Here is a 16,727-nt window from a genome sequence, read left to right on the forward strand (position 1 = left end):
CTCCTTCCGCTCAGTGGGCGACGGCTGCGGCGCCGTGCTCGTCGACGAGGGCGCCGGTGACGAACCGGTCGAGGCTGAACGGCGCGATGAACTCGTGCGGTTCGTCGTTCGCGATGGTGTCCGCCAGACACCAGCCCAACCCCGGGGTGGCCTTGAAACCTCCGGTGCCCCAACCACAGTTGAGATACACGTTGTCGTAGGGCGTGCGGCCGACGATCGGCGAGGCGTCGGGGCAGACGTCGACGATGCCGCCCCAGGTGCGCAGCAGGTGGGCGCGGGCGAAGACGGGGAACAACTCGACCGCCGCCGCCATCTGCCGTTCGATGATGTGGAACGCGCCGCGCTGGCCGTACCCGTTGTAGGAGTCGACGCCGGCGCCCATCACCAATTCACCCTTGTGCGCCTGCGAGACGTACACGTGGATGGCGTTGGACATCACGATGGTCGGGTGCACCGGCTCGAGCAGTTCGGAGACCAGCGCCTGCAGCGGGTGGGACTGCACGGGGGTGCGGATGCCGAGCATGTCGGTGAGCGTCGAGGTGTGCCCCGCCGCGCACAACGCGACCTGGCCTGCCGCGATGTCGCCGCGGCTGGTGCGCACCCCGGTGACCTTGTTGCCGTCGGTGACGAACCCGGTGACCTCGCAGTTCTGGATGATGTCGATGCCGGCCTCGTCGGCGCGGCGGGCGAATCCCCAGGCCACGTAGTCGTGCTTGGCGATGCCGGCCCGCGGCTGGTACGTCGCACCCATCACCGGGTAGCGGATGTCGCTGGAGATGTTCACCAGCGGGCACAGCTTCTTCACCTCGTCGGGCCCGACCCACTCGGCGTCGATGCCGTTGAGCTTGTTGGCCTCGACCCGGCGGACGCTGTCGCGGACGTCCTGCAGGCTGTGCGCGAGGTTGAGCACGCCGCGCTGGCTGAACAGGATCGGGTAGTCGAGATCGTCCTCGAGCCCCTCCCACAGCTTCAGCGCGTGCTCGTAGATCTTCGCGCTCTCGTCCCACAGGTAGTTCGACCGGATCAGGGTGGTGTTGCGGGCCATGTTGCCGCCCGCGAGCCAGCCCTTCTCCAGCACCGCGACGTTGGTGATGCCGTGGTTCTTCGCCAGGTAGTGGGCGGTGGCCAGGCCGTGCCCGCCGCCGCCGACGATCACGACGTCGTACGACTTCTTCGGCTCCGGGTTACGCCACAGGAAGTCGGGGTGGTCGGGCAGGTGGGCGCCGGGTGGCTGGGTGGCAGTCATCAGTTCGCCTCCGTGAGGTCGGGGTAGAGCGGGAACCGGGCGGCGAGGGCGTCGACACGGGCGCGCAGGTCGTCGAGAGCGGCCTCGTCGGTGGCCGGGCGCAGGGCGTAACTGATGATGTCGGCGACCTCGGCGAAGGCCTCCTCGTCGAAACCGCGGGTGGCGAGGGCTGGGGTGCCGATCCGCACACCGGAGCTGACCATCGGCGGGCGGGGGTCGAACGGAACGGCGTTGCGGTTCACCGTGATTCCGACCCGGTGCAACCGGTCCTCGGCCTGTTTGCCGTCGAGTTCGGACTCGCGCAGATCCACCAGCACCAGGTGGACGTCGGTGCCGCCGGACACGACGTTGATTCCGGCGTCGCGGGAATCGTCCTCGAGGAGGCGGTCGGCGAGGATCTTCGCGCCGGCCAGGGTGCGTTCCTGGCGTTCGCGGAACTCGGGCTCGGCGGCGAGTTTGAACGACACCGCCTTGCCGGCGATGACGTGCTCGAGCGGGCCGCCCTGCTGTCCCGGGAACACCGAGGAGTTGAACTTCTTCGCCAGTGCCTCGTCGTTGGTGAGGATGACGCCGCCGCGGGGGCCGCCGAGGGTCTTGTGCGTCGTGGACGTCACCACGTGGGCGTGCGGGACGGGGGAGGGGTGCAGCCCCGCGGCGACGAGGCCGGCGAAGTGCGCCATGTCGACCATGAGGTAGGCGCCGACCTCGTCCGCGATGGCGCGGAACCGGGCGAAGTCGAGCTGCCGGGGGTAGGCGGACCAGCCGGCCAGGATCAGCTTCGGACGGTGCTCACGGGCGAGGCGCTCGACCTCGTCCATGTCGACGAGGTGGTCGTCCTCGCGGACGTGGTAGGCGGCGACATCGTAGAGCTTGCCGGAGAAGTTCAGCTTCATTCCGTGCGTGAGGTGACCACCGTGGGCGAGGGCGAGGCCGAGGATGGAGTCGCCGGGCTGCAGGAGCGCGGCCATCGCGGCGGCGTTGGCCTGCGCACCCGAATGCGGCTGCACGTTGGCGAACTTCGCGCCGAACAGCGAGGTAAGGCGGTCGATGGCGAGCTGCTCGATGACGTCGACGTGCTCGCAGCCACCGTAGTAGCGGCGACCGGGGTAGCCCTCGGCGTACTTGTTCGTCAGTACCGACCCCTGCGCCTGCATCACCGCGAGCGGGGCGAAGTTCTCACTGGCGATCATCTCCAGCGTGCCCTGCTGGCGCTGGAGTTCGGCCGCGATCGCCTGGTGCACGGCGGGGTCGAGGTCGGCGAGCGAATGGGTCAGCGTCGGGTTCGCTGCAGCCGATTCGGTGCGGCCTGCGGTGTCCACGGTCATGGTTCGCCTTTCTGGAAGGTCAGTTGACTTCGAACTGATATATCAACTGAAAAATAGAGTAAGGTCAGGAACGAACAACGTCAATAGCTCCGGAATATCAGGGAGACGGAACATGAGCCTGGCGCATTCATCGATCGCGGACACGGCATCCAACGGCGGTACCAATGCCGACCGCGCGTACGAGATCGTGCGTGAACGCCTGGTCATGCTGGACATCCGGCCCGGCGAGCCGATCAACGACGACCGCCTCGCCGAAGAACTCGGATTCGGCCGTACCCCCGTGCGGGAGGCTCTCAAGCGGCTCGAACGGGAGCGTCTCGTCGTCGCCTACCCGCGCCGCGGAACGTTCGCCACCGCCGTCGACATGACCGATCTCGCCGACATCTCCGAAATTCGCAAGCAACTCGAACCCAACGCCGCCGCCCGCGCGGCGCGGACCGCATCGCAGGACGCGCGATCGCGACTGTCGGCACTGGCCGACGAGATCGCCGAGATCAGCGACACCGAGGATCCGCGGGACGTCCTGCGCTATGACGTGCGCGTCCACCGCGAGATCTACCGGGCGTCCGGCAATCCGCACCTGGAAGACATCCTCGTCAGCCTCGACGCCCACGCCACCCGCATCTGGTGCCTGTTCCTCGACCGACTGCCCGACGTCGCGAGCCACGTCCGCGAGCACGCGGAACTGTTGCGGGCCATCGTCGACGGCGACGGGGAGACCGCCTCCGCGCTCACCCTCGCCCACGTCACCGGCTTCGAGCAGGCGATCCGCGACCTGCTGTAGGTGCTTCGCGCCCGTGCGCCTTTCTGGTAGCAGGGGGTACCAAAAAGGCGCACGGGCGGCGGAGCCGCCTCAACTGAAGACGACCGTCCGGTGACCGTGGAGCAGGACCCGGTTCTCGCAGTGCCAGCGCACGGCCCGGGACAGTGCGAGGGCTTCGGCGTCCTGCCCGACCGTGGCGAGTCGCGCCGGGTCGAAGGTGTGGTCGATGCGGATGACTTCCTGCTCGATGATGGGGCCCTCGTCCAGGTCGGGTGTGACGTAGTGGGCGGTGGCGCCCACCTGCTTGACGCCGCGATCGAATGCCTGGTGGTAGGGCTTGGCGCCCTTGAAGCCGGGCAGGAACGAGTGGTGGATGTTGATGGCCCGTCCGCGCAGCGCCCGGCACGCGTCGTCCGACAGCACCTGCATGTACCGGGCGAGGACCACGAGATCCGCGTCGAATTCCTCGACCAGTTCGAGTAGCCGGGCCTCCGCCTGCGGCTTGGTGGCCGGGGTGACGGGGACGTGGACGAACGGCAGCCCGGCGGCCTCGGCCATCGGTCGCAGGACCTCGTGGTTGGAGACGACGGCGACGAGTTCGGCGCCGAGGTTGCCCGCTCGCCAGCGGAAGATGAGGTCGTTGAGGCAGTGGCCCATCTTGGAGACCATGACGATGACGCGGGGCAGGTCGCTGCCGTTGACGGTGAACGTCATGCCGAACTTCGCTGCGACGCTCTGGAATTCCTCGGTGAGGCGCTCGATGTCGACGTCTTCTGCCGACACGAACGACGTGCGGAGGAAGAAGGCGTCGCTGAGGGTGTCGTCGAATTGCTGGTGCTCGGCGATATCGCAGTTCTGCTCGAAGAGAAAGGAGCTGACTGCGTGAACGATCCCGGGACGCTGAGCGCAGCTGAGCGTCAGGGTGAAGGTCTGGGTCATGTGGGTCTCCTCGATGCCGGACCTATTGAGGTGTCAGTCCGAGCGAACTGATATATCAGAATGGGCCCATGCTATTTCAGGCGGGACGAACGGGTCAAGGGGTGGAGCGTGAGTCAGCCGCTGCTGCGGGACCCAGTCAGGAGGGCGTTCGACCGGGTCTCGGCGTACTGGGTCGCGGCAGCGTCGACGGTGTGATTGAGCAACAGTGCGGTGGTCACCGGTCCCACCCCTCCGGGAACCGGAGTCAGCGCGCCGGCCCGACCGTCGACGGCGGCGGCGTCGACGTCACCGAGCAGCTGCCCGTCGTCGGTGGCCGTGGTTCCGACATCGATCACGACGGCACCCTCGGCCACGTGCTCGGCCGCGATCAGACCGGGTATCCCGACCGCGACGACGAGAATCTCGGCGTCACGGGTGCCGGCGGCCAGGTCGGCGGTGTGCCGGTGGCAGACGGTCACCGTCGCGTTGCGTTGCACGAGCAGGTGCGCCGCAGGGCTTCCCACGACCGTCGACCGTCCGACGACGGCGGCGGTCCTGCCGTGCACGGGGATTCCGTGGTGATCGAGGAGTGCGATCACGGCCTGCGCGGTGGCGGGTGCGAACGCCGGGAGGCGGGCGACGAGGCGTCCGAGGCTCACCGGGTTGGCGCCGTCGATGTCCTTGGCGGGATCGATCGCCTCGCGCAGCGCATCGAGGTCGGTGCCGTCCGGCAGGGGTGTCTGGAGGATGATTCCGTGGACGTCGGGGTCGTGGCCGAGTTCGACGAGCGTGGTGCGGATCTGCTCGGTCGTTGCTGATGGTCCGAGATCGACTATGTTGCACAGTATTCCGGTGCGCTTCGCGGCGGATGCGATGGACCGCACGTACCACGCGGTCGATTCGTCGTCGGTGGCGAGGACCACCGCCAACGTGGGCCGGATACCGAGGTCGGCCAGGGCGGCGGCGGCGACGGAGGCGTCGTTGCGGATGGAGGCGGCGAGTTCGGCGCCGCCGAGGCTTCGGGTCATGAACTCAGCTGCTTTCGTACTCGTGTGGTGACGGAGTCGGCGCGCTCGAGGATCGCGTCGACACCGGCGACGCACTCGGTGAGGGCACGGCGGGTGTCTGCATCGGTGATGCCGGGCAGGTTCACTTCGATGTTGACGCGGGCGGTGGTGGCGGCTGCGCGGGCAGCCTCGGCGGCGGCCGCGACGTCGCTGACGACGGTGCGGTTCGCCACCGGCAACAGCGTGTCGGCGAGTGCGACCACCTCGCCTGCTGCGACCACCACCTCGGCGGGAACGGCGGCGGCTCCGGCCAGAGCGGAGGCGATCGCCGCTGTGCGCGAGGCGGATTCGTCGTCAGTGCCCCGCGGTAGCCGGTAGGCGTCGATCACGGCAGTGAACGCCGCCATGTCGTCGTCGGCGAATTGCAGGGCCTTCTCGCGGAACGCATCCGCGCCGGCGCAGATGCGTTCGACGAGCAGACCGTGGTCGGCGTACTTCGTGCCGGTGGTGTACCGGGCGACCATCGAGACCAGCGCGGCTGCCTGGCCGAGGTGCAGCGCGCCGGTCGCGCCGCCGCCCGGCGCGGGGGTCCGGGCGGCGAGTGAGTCCAGGAAACCGGCGATCGTGTCGTCTCGAATGGTCATGACCGGATCTTCTTCATCTCGGGGTCGACGAGAGGTTCGGCGACGACGGTGGCGGGAATGCGGCGCCCGAAGTACTCGATCTCCACCGTCGTGTCGACGGTCGCGGTGGCGGGAAGCCAGGCGTAGGCGATGGGGGCCCCGACGGTGTGGCCGAAGGCGGCGCTGGTGACGTATCCGGCGGGTTCGCCGTCGACGAAGACGGGTTCGTGGCCCAGGACCACCGACTGCCGGTCGTCGATCATCAGGCACGCGAGGCGCCGCTCGACGGTCTCGTCGGAGATGCCGTCGAGAGCGTCGCGGCCGCGGAAGTCGCCCTTCTGCAACCGGACGGCGAAGCCGAGACCGGCCTCGTAGGGGTTGTGCTCGGTGGTCATGTCACTGCCCCAGGAGCGGTAGCCCTTCTCCATCCGCAGGCTGTTGAACGCGGCCCGGCCGGCGGCGATGATCTCGTGCTTCTGCCCCTCCGCCCACAGCAGGTCCCACAGACGCAGACCATTGTCGGCGGAGGTGTACAGCTCCCAGCCGAGTTCGCCCACGTAGGAAAGGCGCATTGCGGTGACGGGCACACCGCCGATCCGGACCTGCTTGGATCGGAAGTACTTGAAGTTCTCGTTGGAGAAGTCGTCGCTGCTCAGTGCCTGCACCAGGTCCCGGGCCCGCGGACCCCACAACCCGATGCCGCAGGTGCCGCCGGTGATGTCCCGGACCGACACGCTGCCGTCGCCGGGGGCCTGGCGGCGGAAGTAGTCGAGGTCGAGGTGGCCGTTGGCGCCGACCTGGAAGACGGTGTCGGACATTCGGGTGACGGTGAGGTCGCTGCGCACGCCTCCCGCGTCGTCGAGGGCGAGGGTGTAGGTGACGGACCCGACGGACTTGTCCATCTTGCCGGTCGTGAGCCGGTCGAGCAGCGCGAGCGCTCCCGGGCCGCTGATCTCGAGCCGCTCGAGCGGGGTCATGTCGTACATCGCCACCGACGTTCGAGTCTTCCAGGCCTCGGCCGCGGCGATCGGGGAGTGGAACTGCGCGGCCCACGGCTCCCTCGCCGGCGGCTGCCACTCGGCCGGAAGCTGCTGCACCAGATGCGCGTTGGCCTCGAACCAGTGCGGGCGCTCCCAGCCGGCGCTCTCGAGGAACACCGCACCGAGCTCCTTCTGGCGGACGTGGAACGGGCTCACCCGCAGGTCGCGGGGTGACTGTTTGGGCTGCAGCGGATGCAGCACGTCGTAGATCTCGACGAAGTTCTGTTGCGAGGTCTCGCTGACGTAGTCGGGTGCGATCTGGACGTCCTCGAAGCGGTGGACGTCGCAGCCGTGCAATTCGATCTCGGAGCGGCCGTCGACGAGTAGTTGCGCGACGGCGCGGCCGACGCCGGCGGAGTGGGTGACCCACACGGCCTCGGCGATCCAGAATCCGGCGACGTCGGGGGACTCCCCGATCAGCGGACCGCCGTCCGGGGTGAACGAGAAGACCCCGTTGAAACCGTGCTCGAGTTCCGCGGATTCGAGGCACGGCAGCAGCAGCTTGCTCTGCTCCCAGGACGGGGCGAAATCGTCGTCGGTGAAGGGGAGCATCGACGGCATGTCGGCGTCGGAGACGTCGCCGCTGCTGTCGGCCAGGTCGCGCAGGTTCACCGGCATCGGGCGGTGGGCGTAAGAGCCGATGCCGAGGCGGTCGACGTGCTCACGGAAGTACAGGTCCTGGTCCTGGTGGCGCAGGATCGGGAATCCCGCCTCGGCGAGTTCGGTGTTGCGGCCGACGAGTTCGGGAATCTGCGCGGTTTTCGCGTACTGGTGTGCCAGGGGGAGCAGCGGAACGTCCATGCCGACCATCGCGCCGACGTCGGGACCCCAGAAGCCGGCGCACGAGACGACGATGTCGGCGGGAATCACCCCGTCCGGGGTGGCGACGCCGGTGACCCTGCCGCCGGCCTGCTCGATGCCGATCACTTTCGTCGAGCCCTGGAACACCGCTCCGCGGGCCTCGGCGCGGCGGGCGAGCGCGACGACGACCCGGGAGGCCTTCGCGAGGCCGTCGGTCTCCACGTACAGGCCGCCGAGGACCCGCTTCTCGTCGAGCAGCGGGTGCAGTTTCGCGCACTCGGCCGGGTCCAGGACGGCGCCCTCGATGCCCCAGGACGTGGCCCAGCCCTGCTTGCGGTGCAGATCGGCCAGGCGCTCTTCGGTGGTGGCCACCTCGAGTCCGCCGAGCTGGTTGAAACACCACTGCCCGTCGACGTCGAGTCCGACGAACTTCTCGACCGTGTACCGGGCGAACTCGGTCATCGTCTTGGACGCGTTGGTCTGGAACACCAGGCCCGGTGCGTGCGACGTGGAGCCTCCGGTGAGCGGCAACGGTCCCTGGTCGAGAACCGTGATCCGATTCCAGCCGCGAGCGGTGAGCTCGTCGGCCAGATTCGCGCCGACGATGCCGGCTCCGATGATCACTACGCGGGGTGACCCCATGATGGTCCTCCTGGTTGGGTGGGTGCCGGTGTGCGGCGAAGTGCGGGTGCGGTTTCGGAAAGATCTGCGAATCGCGAAATGTGCGGGAATGGAAATCGGATCGTCATCGACAACTGATATATCAACACAGTAGGTGTGCGTTCGATAACGGGTCAACCCTGAATTGCGGGCAATTCCAGAGCGATCGGATGGTGGAAACGACGACCGTTCCGCGGATTTCAGCGGAATTGCGCGGCGCTGTGTGAGATGGTGCCGGAGCGGTTGTGGATGGAGGTAACCGTCGCACGGTGGTGTCGCCTATCCTGATAGTCGCGATGACTGAATTGGACGATAACTCGAATGGGGATCGGAGCCGGCCGACCGGGGCCGTGCAGTCAGTGGACCGCGCACTGGCCGTCCTCGAAATCCTGGCGAGGCTCGGTACCGCCGGCGTCACGGAAATCGCGGACGAGTTGGGAGTTCACAAGTCGACTGCGTCGCGTCTCGTCGCCGTGCTGGATTCGAGAGGCTACGTTGCGCAATTGAAGAACCGGGGAAAATTTCAACTCGGCAATTCGATCGTCCGTCTCGCCCGCACCGCGTCGCCGGACGGCGATCTGGTGCGGCAGAGTCAGGAATTGTGCGCCGAACTCGCGCACTCCGTCGGTGAGAGCGTGAATGTGTCGATACTCGACGGCAATCGCTCGGTGAGCATCGTCAAGGCAGACGGCCCGTCCGGTGTCGGTACCAGTACATGGGTGGGGCAGAGCAGCCCGGCGCACGCGACGGCGAGTGGGAAATTGTTGCTCACGGAATTGTCCGACAGCGATATTGCCGAGCGCGTGGGAGAAACTCCGATTGCGCTCACGTCCAAAACTCTCACCGATGTGCAGGCGCTCGTGGAGTCGGTGAACGCTATTCGCGAACGGGGCTGGGCCGAGTCCGAGGAGGAACTCGAACTGGGGTTGAACGCGATTTCCGTTCCGGTCCGCGACTACACGTCGAAAATGATTGCAGCGCTGAGTGTGTCCGGACCGGCGTACCGGCTGCTGCCGGAACTGTTCGAGGACGTCGCCCGCGCCGCACTCGACACGTCCCAGCAGATCAGCAGCCGATTGGGCTATGCCGCCACCTAGCGCCGGCATCAGGCTCGCGACCTGGCGAGTTGCTTCTTGTACCGCGTGAACAGGCGCGGGTTGTTCATCGCGAAGACGCCGACGGTGTCGCCGTCCCGGTCGTAGGTGGCCACGAACGAGCCGGCTCCGGGATCCCCGTCGACGAACCGCACCTCGTCGGTGCTGTGCCTCGTACCGGCGAACTGCAGCATCTTGCCGTACTGGTGCGACCAGAAGTACGGGATCGCGGCGGGCCCGGACGGTGTCGCCATGATCGTGTGCGCAACGGTCGCGGCCTGCGCGACGGCGTTGCTCCAGTGTTCACTCCGGTGGTGCACCGCGTGGGCGTCGTCGAACGATCGTGCGCAGTCGCCGATCGCGTAGACGCCGGGGACGTTCGTGCGGCACGACGAGTCCGTGAGGAAGCCGTCGTCGATCAGCAGTTCCGAATCGCAGGCCCACTCCACGTTGGGGACGGCCCCGATCCCGACCACCACGACGTCGGCGGGAAGGACGGTGCCGTCGCCGAGTCGGACGGCTTCGACGGCGCCGTCGCCCAGCAGGTCGTCCACGACCGCGCCGGTCAGGAGCCGGACGCCGTGCGCGGCGTGCTGTCCGGCGCAGATGGCGCCGAGTTCGGTGCCGAGGGGGCCTGCCAGGGGTGTCGGCGACGCCTCGACTACGGTGACGGCCAGGCTCATCCCGGCGGCGCTGGATGCGACCTCCGCTCCGATGAAGCCGGCTCCGACGATCACCAGGTTCCGCGCTGTCGCGAGTGAATTCCGCAGTGCGCGTGCGTCGTCGACAGACCGGAGGGTGTGCACCCCGGTCAGACCGGAGTGTCCCGGGAGGGTTCGCGCGCGCGCCCCGGTCGCGGCGATCACGGCGTCGGCGTCGAGGTGGGATCCGTCGTCGAAGGTGACGCGGTGGCTCCCGTCGGGTGCGCGAACCAGGCCGGTCGCCGTGCTGTTCATGCGCCACTCGACGTCGAGGGTGTCGTCGTCGCTGTTCATGAGCAGCAGGTCCTCGTCGGTCACCTCGCCGGTGAGGAATTCCTTCGACAGCGGCGGCCGGTCGTAGGGCAGGGACTGCTCGCTGCCGGCCACGACGAGGCGGCCCGCGTATCCCTTCTCGCGAAGTGCGCGCACCGCTGACAGTCCGGCGAGCGAAGCGCCTAGCACTACAACGGAATTCGGAACATTAGTCATCGCACGTCGTCCTTCTGTTCGAGGTGAACCAGCACGGTGCCGTCGACGATCGACACGTCGTGTGTGCGGACGGCGATCTTGGCCGGCGGACCGGACGGCACTCCGGTGCGGAGGTCGAAACAGGCTTCGTGGAGAGGGCACTCGACGGTGCAGCCTTCGACCCAGCCGTCGGCGAGTGACGCGTCCTGGTGGGTGCACGTGTCGTCGATGGCGTACAGGCCGTCGGAGGTGTGGAAGACGGAGATCGGAGCCCGGCCCGGCGGGGTCACCGTGACGACGTCGCCCACGGGCAGGGTCACGAGTTCGCACACGGGGAAGGCTGTGGCGCCGGGGTGGGTCACAACTGGGGAATCGTTATCGAGAATCACTCGATACCTCCGAAAGCGTCGGGGAGGAAGGACAAGTTGTGGAGCGGTTGTTGCGCTATGCGCGACGACTTGCAAGCTGTGCAACACAATGCTCGCGGGTGCCGCCCTGCGATGTCAAGCACTCGCGTGTAAAAACTGCGTGGCGGAAGTCCGTGGGCATAACCTCGGGGCATGAGTGAATCCGAGGCGACGACGCCCGCGACGCAGGGCGGCGAGGGGAAAGCGAAGACCGTACACGCGGTGGAGCGGGCCATCGACGTGCTCGAGATCGTTGCCGCCGAAGGCAAGGTCGGAGCCTCGGAGATCGCCGTGCGGCTCGGCGTGCACAAGTCCACCGTCTCGCGTCTGATCGCATCGCTGCAGCAGCGCGGATTCGTGGAAGAGACCGGCATCCGCGGCAAATATCAGCTCGGATTCGCGGTCGTCCGGCTGGCCGAGGCGACGGTGGCGCAGAGCGGGCTCGTCGAGGTCGCGCAGCCGGAGTGCGACAGGCTGGCCGACGCCTTCGGTGAGACGGTCAATCTGGCCGTGCTGGACGGCGCGGCGACCATCAATGTGCTCGAGGCGCGCAGCGATCGGCACGTGGCGTTGCGTACGTGGGTGGGGCAGGTCAGCCCGGCGCACGCGACCGCGACCGGCAAGGTCCTGGTTTCGGAGATGACGTCCGGCCAGCTTCGGAGCCGGCTGGGTCCGCGTCTCGAGGCGCTCACCGCCAACACGATCACCGATTTCCGGGCGTTCGACGTGGAACTCGAGCGCGTGCGGTCGCGCGGGTGGGCGTCCACCGCCGAGGAGCTCGAGGCGGGCCTTCACTCCATCGCGGTGCCGGTGCGCAGTCAGGTCACCCAACGGATCGTCGCCTCGATCTGCGTGTCCGGGCCCGAGTACCGGCTCGCACCCGAACGATTCGAGGCGGTGGCGCTCGAACTCGCCGACGCGGTGACGCGGATCGAGGCGCAGCAGTCCGCCGGCGAAGGCGACTGAGCGACCGGAAGTGCTTCTCCCTCAAGGCGGGATGAACGGATAGTCCCGTTTGCCCGGGTTCCGGCCTGCCGCCGTTAACGTGGTGTTTCGGCCGTGTCGCGTCCACGAAAGATGTGCCGAATGTGATGTTTGACACGTCTGCGGACGACGGTCTAAGTTGTGTGAATCGCATAGCGTTGCTGAAGACGCAACAATGCTGACCCCGCGGTGGTTCGGCCGAAAGCTGTCTGCTGTTCGACCGATCACCGAGGATCGGGCCCGCATGTCGTCTCGCTCGGCACCGACGCCTACTGCGATCTGCGCCCCATACGCACACACACTTCAGGTCACAGCCCGACCGACGCATCTCTCCCGGCAACGAAAGTAACGGTGACATCTATGTCCGCTCCGGACGTTCAAGCCCCCGCCCCCGCCCCCGCCCTGATCCCCACCCTGGGCGGCCGGTACTACACCGACGCCGACATCTTCACGGACGAACAGGAGAACCTCTTCGAGGCGATGTGGTTCTGCGCGGTCCGCGCCGCCGACCTCGCCGATCCCGGAGCCTTCAAGAAGATCACGGTCGGCCGGGAGAGTGTTCTCCTCGTCCGCGGCCGAGACGGGGAACTGCGCGCCTTCCTCAACATCTGCCGCCACCGCGGCGCGATGCTGTGTACCGAGGACGACGGGCAGATCCGCAGGAACCTTCAGTGCCCCTACCACGCGTGGACGTACGGACTCGACGGCAAACTCGTGGCCGCCCCCAACATGGCGGCACTGCGGGACGAGACCGGTGCCGACATCGACAGGGTCCGGTACGGACTGATCCCGGTCGCGATCCGGGAGTGGCTCGGCTACGCCTGGGTGTGCCTGGCCGACGATCCGCCGTCGTTCGAGGACGACGTCGTCGGGGCCGTGACCGAACGACTCGGCGATCCGGGCGCCATCGATCGCTACCAGATCGGCAGCCTGGAACTCGGCCGCAGAATCGTCTACGACGTCGCAGCCAACTGGAAGCTGATCATCGAGAACTTCATGGAGTGCTACCACTGCGCGACCATCCACCCCGAACTCACCGAGGTGCTTCCGGAGTTCGCGGACGGCCTTGCCGCACAGTACTTCGTGGGACACGGTGCCGCCTTCGGCGACGACGTCGAGGGATTCACCGTCGACGGAAGCGGCGGATTCGAGGCGTTGTCCGGCATCACCCCCGAGCAGGACCGCAAGTACTACGCCATCACGATCCGACCGCAGGTGTTCGTCAACCTCGTCCCCGACCACGTCATCTTCCACCGCATGTACCCCGTGTCCGCGGATCGCACCATCGTCGAATGCGACTGGCTGTACTCCCCGGAGGTCACCGCGTCGGGGCGCGACGTCTCCCGATCGGTGGAGTTGTTCCACCGGGTCAACCAGCAGGATTTCGACGCCTGCGAGCGGACGCAGCCCACGATGGCGTCGAAGGCGTACCGGAACGGGGGTGTGCTGGTGCCCGCGGAACACCACATCGGCGAATTCCACGACTGGTTACTCGACAGGCTGAGCGGGGACCACCGATGACGTACGCCGGCGAACAACCCAGGGTGACCGATCCGCACCGGGTGCAGGCGCCGAAACCGGAGCCGGAGCAGACGGCGCCCTCCGCCGGTGAGGGGCGGGGGAGCGTCGACAAGGTGGTGTTCGGCACGGCCGCGGCGCTCGGTGTCGGACTGATCCTGTGGGGACTGCTGGCGCCGGAGAACCTGTCGGTGGTGTCGACCGCCGCGCTGGACTGGCTGGTGGCCGATATGGGCTGGCTATTCATCGCCGCGTCGTCGGCGTTCGTCGTCTTCTCGCTGTTTCTCGCGTTCTCCCGGTACGGGAAGATTCCGCTCGGCCGCGACGGCGAGAAGCCGGAGTTCCGCACGGTCAGCTGGATCGCGATGATGTTCAGCGCCGGCATGGGCATCGGACTGATGTTCTACGGTGTCGCCGAACCCCTCGCCCACCTGGTGAGCCCGCCGCCGGGAACGGACGGCTCCGTCGGGTCGGCGATGGCCACGACGATGTTCCACTGGGGACTGCACCCGTGGGCGATCTACGCGGTCGTCGGGTTGTCCATCGCCTACGGCTCCTACCGGCGCGGCCGCAAGCAACTCATCAGCGCCGCGTTCTACCCGCTCCTCGGGCGCCGCTCGGAAGGGGCCGCGGGGAAAGTCATCGACGTTCTCGCCATCATCGCGACGATGTTCGGCACCGCCGCGTCGCTCGGACTCGGCGCACTGCAGATCGGCTCCGGTCTCGAGATCATCGGCTGGATGGGCCACGTCGGCACGTTCGCGCTCGTCGCGCTCGTCGGACTGCTGACCTTCGCATTCGTCGGTTCGGCGGTCTCGGGGGTGGCACGCGGCATCCACTGGCTGTCGAACATCAACATGGTGCTGGCGGTGGCCCTCGCGCTCTTCGTGTTCGTCCTCGGCCCGACCGTGCTCATCCTCAACCTGCTCCCCACCGCGATCGCCGACTATGCGGCGCAGCTCGCCACCATGTCCGGGCGGACCGCCGCGAGTGCCGGCGACGACACCGCGTCGTGGCTGTCGTCGTGGACGATCTTCTACTGGGCGTGGTGGGTGTCGTGGACTCCCTTCGTCGGAATGTTCCTCGCCCGGATCAGCCGCGGCCGGACGATCCGGCAGTTCGTCGTCGGCGTGATCGTCATCCCCACCTCGGTCAGCCTGGTGTGGTTCGCGGTGTTCGGCGGTGCCGCCGTCGGACAGCAGCAGGACGGTATCGACCTGGCGTCGAAGTCCTCGACCGAGGGTCAGCTGTTCGGAATGCTCGACCATCTGCCGTGGACGGGGTTCGCCACCGTGCTGGTCATGGTGCTGGTCGCAATCTTCTTTGTGTCCGGTGCCGACGCGGCCTCGCTGGTGATGGGCACCCTGTCGCAACGAGGTGCGCGGGAGCCGAGAACGTGGGTCGTCATCTTCTGGGGAACCCTCACCGGCGGCACCGCGGCCCTCATCCTCTGGACCGGAGGCTCGGACGCCCTGCAGGGACTGCAGACGATGACGATCATCGCCGCCGCACCGTTCCTCCTGGTGATGATCGGATTGTGCTTCTCGCTGTACCGGGACGTCTCCCGGGATCCGCTTGTCGTCGGTCCATCGAAAAAGTCTGCACACGAGAGGGTTTCGGACACAGTATGAAGACGACGGCGCTATCGGCGGATCTCGACGTGCAGAGATTGTTCGGGAAGGTGAATTTCATCGCGGGGGAGTGGGTCGCGGCGACGTCGGGGCGCACCCGCGACTGCATCGACCCGGCAACCGGGAACGTGATCGCGACGATCGACGAGGCGTCGCCCGACGACGCCCGGCGCGCCGTGGCCGCCGCCCGCGCGACCTTCGACGCCGGGGTCTGGCCGGAGACTTCGGTCGCCACGCGGTCGTCACTGCTGTCGCGGATCGCGGATCTCCTCGAGCGCGACAAGGAGGAACTGGCGCGTATCGAGACGGTGGATACCGGTAAGACGCTGGTGGAGAGCCGAATCGACATCGACGACGTCGTATCGGTGTTCCGGTACTACGCCCGGCTGGCCCTCGTCTCCGGTGACCGGGTGGTCGACGTGGGTGACCCCGCCGTCGTCTCCCGGGTGGTTCGCGAACCGATCGGGGTGTGCGTCCTCATCGCACCGTGGAACTATCCACTGCTCCAGGTCTCCTGGAAGGTGGCACCCGCCCTGGCCGCGGGATGCACGATGGTGCTCAAACCCAGTGAAGTCACACCGCTGAGCACGATCGCGTTCGCGCGATTGATCGAGGAGGCGGGTGTGCCCGCGGGCGTCGTCAACCTGGTGCAGGGAAGCGGCGCCGACCTCGGCCCCGCATTGACCGACACGGGCGACGTCGACTTCATCTCGTTCACCGGTGGACTCGCGACCGGCACCACCATTCTGGAAACCGCGGCCAAGCACGTCACGAAGGTCGCCGTGGAACTCGGCGGGAAGAACCCGCACATCGTGTTCGCGGACGCCGAGTGGGAGTCGTCGGTCGACCAGGTGCTCACCGGCGTCTTCCTGCATTCGGGCCAGGTGTGCTCGGCCGGGACGCGGCTGATCGTCGAGGAGTCGATCGCCGACGACTTCGTCGCCGCACTCGTCGCGCGGGCCGAGGCCATCCGCGTCGGCCCGGGGCTCGATCCCGGTAGCGAAACCGGACCGCTCGTGTCAGTGGCGCAGCGGGACAAAATCGAAGCCTATGTGGCGCTGGGTATCTCCGAAGGGGCGACGCTCCGGACGGGAGGTTCCCGGCCCACCGATCCCGCGCTCGACGGCGGCAGCTATTACCTGCCCACGATCTTCGACCACTGCGACCGCTCGATGCGCATCGTGCAGGAGGAAACGTTCGGGCCGATTCTCACGGTCGAGAGATTCACCACCGAGGCGGACGCGATCCGGCTCGGCAACGACACCGAGTACGGTCTCGCCGCCGGCGTCCGGACGTCCGATGCCGCCCGCGGCGAGCGGGTGGTGCGCCGCCTGCGCCACGGGACCGTGTGGCTCAACGACTTCGGCTACTACACGGCGGCGGCGGAATGGGGCGGATTCAAGAAGTCCGGCAACGGGCGCGAACTCGGACCCGCCGGGCTCTCGGAATACCAGGAAGTCAAACACATCTGGAACAACACGACCTCACCTCTCGCGGGTTGGTTCACCGCGCCCTGACAGGCCTACTCAACTTCTCAGGAA

At 67.6% G+C, this 16,727-nt stretch carries 14 protein-coding genes; 6 read left to right on the forward strand and 8 right to left on the reverse strand.

Annotation, left to right across the window (positions count from 1 at the left end):
• Window positions 1-10 precede the first annotated feature (10 nt).
• Together H0B43_RS27665 and glyA are read right to left on the reverse strand one after the other, a co-directional pair.
• On the reverse strand, window positions 11-1,246 hold the full coding sequence (locus tag H0B43_RS27665) for a sarcosine oxidase subunit beta family protein (protein ID WP_185729778.1): 1,236 nt from the start codon (window positions 1,244-1,246) through the stop codon (window positions 11-13).
• Window positions 1,246-2,571 (reverse strand): serine hydroxymethyltransferase, encoded by a 1,326-nt coding sequence (glyA, locus tag H0B43_RS27670; RefSeq protein WP_185950084.1) that lies wholly within the window; start codon window positions 2,569-2,571, stop codon window positions 1,246-1,248. Before glyA ends, H0B43_RS27665 begins: the two co-directional genes overlap by 1 nt.
• A 112-nt stretch (window positions 2,572-2,683) precedes the next feature.
• Between glyA and H0B43_RS27675 the strand changes: the two genes are divergently transcribed.
• Window positions 2,684-3,355 (forward strand): GntR family transcriptional regulator, encoded by a 672-nt coding sequence (locus tag H0B43_RS27675; RefSeq protein ID WP_185725002.1) that lies wholly within the window; start codon window positions 2,684-2,686, stop codon window positions 3,353-3,355.
• 69 nt (window positions 3,356-3,424) lie between these two features.
• Here the strand turns inward: H0B43_RS27675 and purU are convergent, their stop codons facing one another.
• The 4 genes from purU to H0B43_RS27695 form a co-directional block, all read right to left on the reverse strand.
• Window positions 3,425-4,273 carry a formyltetrahydrofolate deformylase gene (gene purU / locus H0B43_RS27680; protein WP_185725001.1) on the reverse strand — a complete coding sequence of 283 codons (849 nt, stop codon included), beginning with the start codon at window positions 4,271-4,273 and terminating at the stop codon, window positions 3,425-3,427.
• A gap of 113 nt (window positions 4,274-4,386) precedes the next feature.
• A complete protein-coding gene (locus H0B43_RS27685; RefSeq protein WP_185725000.1) occupies window positions 4,387-5,280 on the reverse strand; it encodes a bifunctional 5,10-methylenetetrahydrofolate dehydrogenase/5,10-methenyltetrahydrofolate cyclohydrolase in 894 nt (297 codons plus the stop codon).
• On the reverse strand, window positions 5,277-5,903 hold the full coding sequence (locus tag H0B43_RS27690) for a cyclodeaminase/cyclohydrolase family protein (protein WP_185724999.1): 627 nt from the start codon (window positions 5,901-5,903) through the stop codon (window positions 5,277-5,279). The genes H0B43_RS27685 and H0B43_RS27690 overlap by 4 nt, the downstream gene beginning before the upstream one ends.
• On the reverse strand, window positions 5,900-8,365 hold the full coding sequence (locus H0B43_RS27695) for an FAD-dependent oxidoreductase (protein ID WP_185724998.1): 2,466 nt from the start codon (window positions 8,363-8,365) through the stop codon (window positions 5,900-5,902). The genes H0B43_RS27690 and H0B43_RS27695 overlap by 4 nt, the downstream gene beginning before the upstream one ends.
• Before the next feature lie 314 nt (window positions 8,366-8,679).
• On the opposite strand from H0B43_RS27695, the gene H0B43_RS27700 reads away from it, so the two are divergent.
• Window positions 8,680-9,480, forward strand: coding sequence for an IclR family transcriptional regulator (locus H0B43_RS27700; RefSeq protein ID WP_185724997.1), 801 nt, complete (start codon window positions 8,680-8,682; stop codon window positions 9,478-9,480).
• Window positions 9,481-9,488: 8 nt separating this feature from the next.
• Here H0B43_RS27700 and H0B43_RS27705 read toward each other — a convergent pair whose 3' ends face one another.
• The gene (locus tag H0B43_RS27705) at window positions 9,489-10,667 is read right to left on the reverse strand and encodes an NAD(P)/FAD-dependent oxidoreductase (protein ID WP_185724996.1); all 1,179 of its coding nucleotides are present in this window, start codon (window positions 10,665-10,667) and stop codon (window positions 9,489-9,491) included.
• A complete protein-coding gene (locus H0B43_RS27710; RefSeq protein WP_185729777.1) occupies window positions 10,664-11,008 on the reverse strand; it encodes a bifunctional 3-phenylpropionate/cinnamic acid dioxygenase ferredoxin subunit in 345 nt (114 codons plus the stop codon). The genes H0B43_RS27705 and H0B43_RS27710 overlap by 4 nt, the downstream gene beginning before the upstream one ends.
• A 198-nt stretch (window positions 11,009-11,206) precedes the next feature.
• On the opposite strand from H0B43_RS27710, the gene H0B43_RS27715 reads away from it, so the two are divergent.
• From H0B43_RS27715 to H0B43_RS27730, 4 genes are all read left to right on the forward strand, one after another.
• Entirely contained in the window at window positions 11,207-12,019 is an 813-nt protein-coding gene (locus tag H0B43_RS27715; protein WP_185724995.1) for an IclR family transcriptional regulator, read from the forward strand.
• 378 nt (window positions 12,020-12,397) lie between these two features.
• Window positions 12,398-13,558: an aromatic ring-hydroxylating dioxygenase subunit alpha gene (locus H0B43_RS27720; RefSeq protein ID WP_185724994.1), complete on the forward strand. Its 1,161-nt coding sequence runs from the start codon at window positions 12,398-12,400 to the stop codon at window positions 13,556-13,558.
• A complete protein-coding gene (locus H0B43_RS27725; protein ID WP_185724993.1) occupies window positions 13,555-15,186 on the forward strand; it encodes a BCCT family transporter in 1,632 nt (543 codons plus the stop codon). The genes H0B43_RS27720 and H0B43_RS27725 overlap by 4 nt, the downstream gene beginning before the upstream one ends.
• Window positions 15,183-16,703 (forward strand): aldehyde dehydrogenase family protein, encoded by a 1,521-nt coding sequence (locus tag H0B43_RS27730; RefSeq protein ID WP_185724992.1) that lies wholly within the window; start codon window positions 15,183-15,185, stop codon window positions 16,701-16,703. Before H0B43_RS27725 ends, H0B43_RS27730 begins: the two co-directional genes overlap by 4 nt.
• The last annotated feature ends 24 nt before the right edge of the window (window positions 16,704-16,727 follow it).

It is taken from the genome of Rhodococcus sp. 4CII (assembly GCF_014256275.1).
Classification (GTDB): Bacteria; Actinomycetota; Actinomycetes; order Mycobacteriales; family Mycobacteriaceae; genus Rhodococcus_F; species Rhodococcus_F wratislaviensis_A.

Bases quoted from the DNA above. Each gene is read 5' to 3' on its own strand.
- H0B43_RS27665 (WP_185729778.1), bottom strand. From the start codon at position 1,246: ATGACTGCCACCCAGCCACCCGGCGCCCACCTGCCCGACCACCCCGAC.
- H0B43_RS27690 (WP_185724999.1), bottom strand. From the start codon at position 5,903: ATGACCATTCGAGACGACACGATCGCCGGTTTCCTGGACTCACTCGCC.
- glyA (WP_185950084.1), bottom strand. From the start codon at position 2,571: ATGACCGTGGACACCGCAGGCCGCACCGAATCGGCTGCAGCGAACCCG.
- purU (WP_185725001.1), bottom strand. From the start codon at position 4,273: ATGACCCAGACCTTCACCCTGACGCTCAGCTGCGCTCAGCGTCCCGGG.
- H0B43_RS27695 (WP_185724998.1), bottom strand. From the start codon at position 8,365: ATGGGGTCACCCCGCGTAGTGATCATCGGAGCCGGCATCGTCGGCGCG.
- H0B43_RS27700 (WP_185724997.1), top strand. From the start codon at position 8,680: ATGACTGAATTGGACGATAACTCGAATGGGGATCGGAGCCGGCCGACC.
- H0B43_RS27705 (WP_185724996.1), bottom strand. From the start codon at position 10,667: ATGACTAATGTTCCGAATTCCGTTGTAGTGCTAGGCGCTTCGCTCGCC.
- H0B43_RS27685 (WP_185725000.1), bottom strand. From the start codon at position 5,280: ATGACCCGAAGCCTCGGCGGCGCCGAACTCGCCGCCTCCATCCGCAAC.
- H0B43_RS27715 (WP_185724995.1), top strand. From the start codon at position 11,207: ATGAGTGAATCCGAGGCGACGACGCCCGCGACGCAGGGCGGCGAGGGG.
- H0B43_RS27675 (WP_185725002.1), top strand. From the start codon at position 2,684: ATGAGCCTGGCGCATTCATCGATCGCGGACACGGCATCCAACGGCGGT.
- H0B43_RS27725 (WP_185724993.1), top strand. From the start codon at position 13,555: ATGACGTACGCCGGCGAACAACCCAGGGTGACCGATCCGCACCGGGTG.
- H0B43_RS27730 (WP_185724992.1), top strand. From the start codon at position 15,183: ATGAAGACGACGGCGCTATCGGCGGATCTCGACGTGCAGAGATTGTTC.
- H0B43_RS27720 (WP_185724994.1), top strand. From the start codon at position 12,398: ATGTCCGCTCCGGACGTTCAAGCCCCCGCCCCCGCCCCCGCCCTGATC.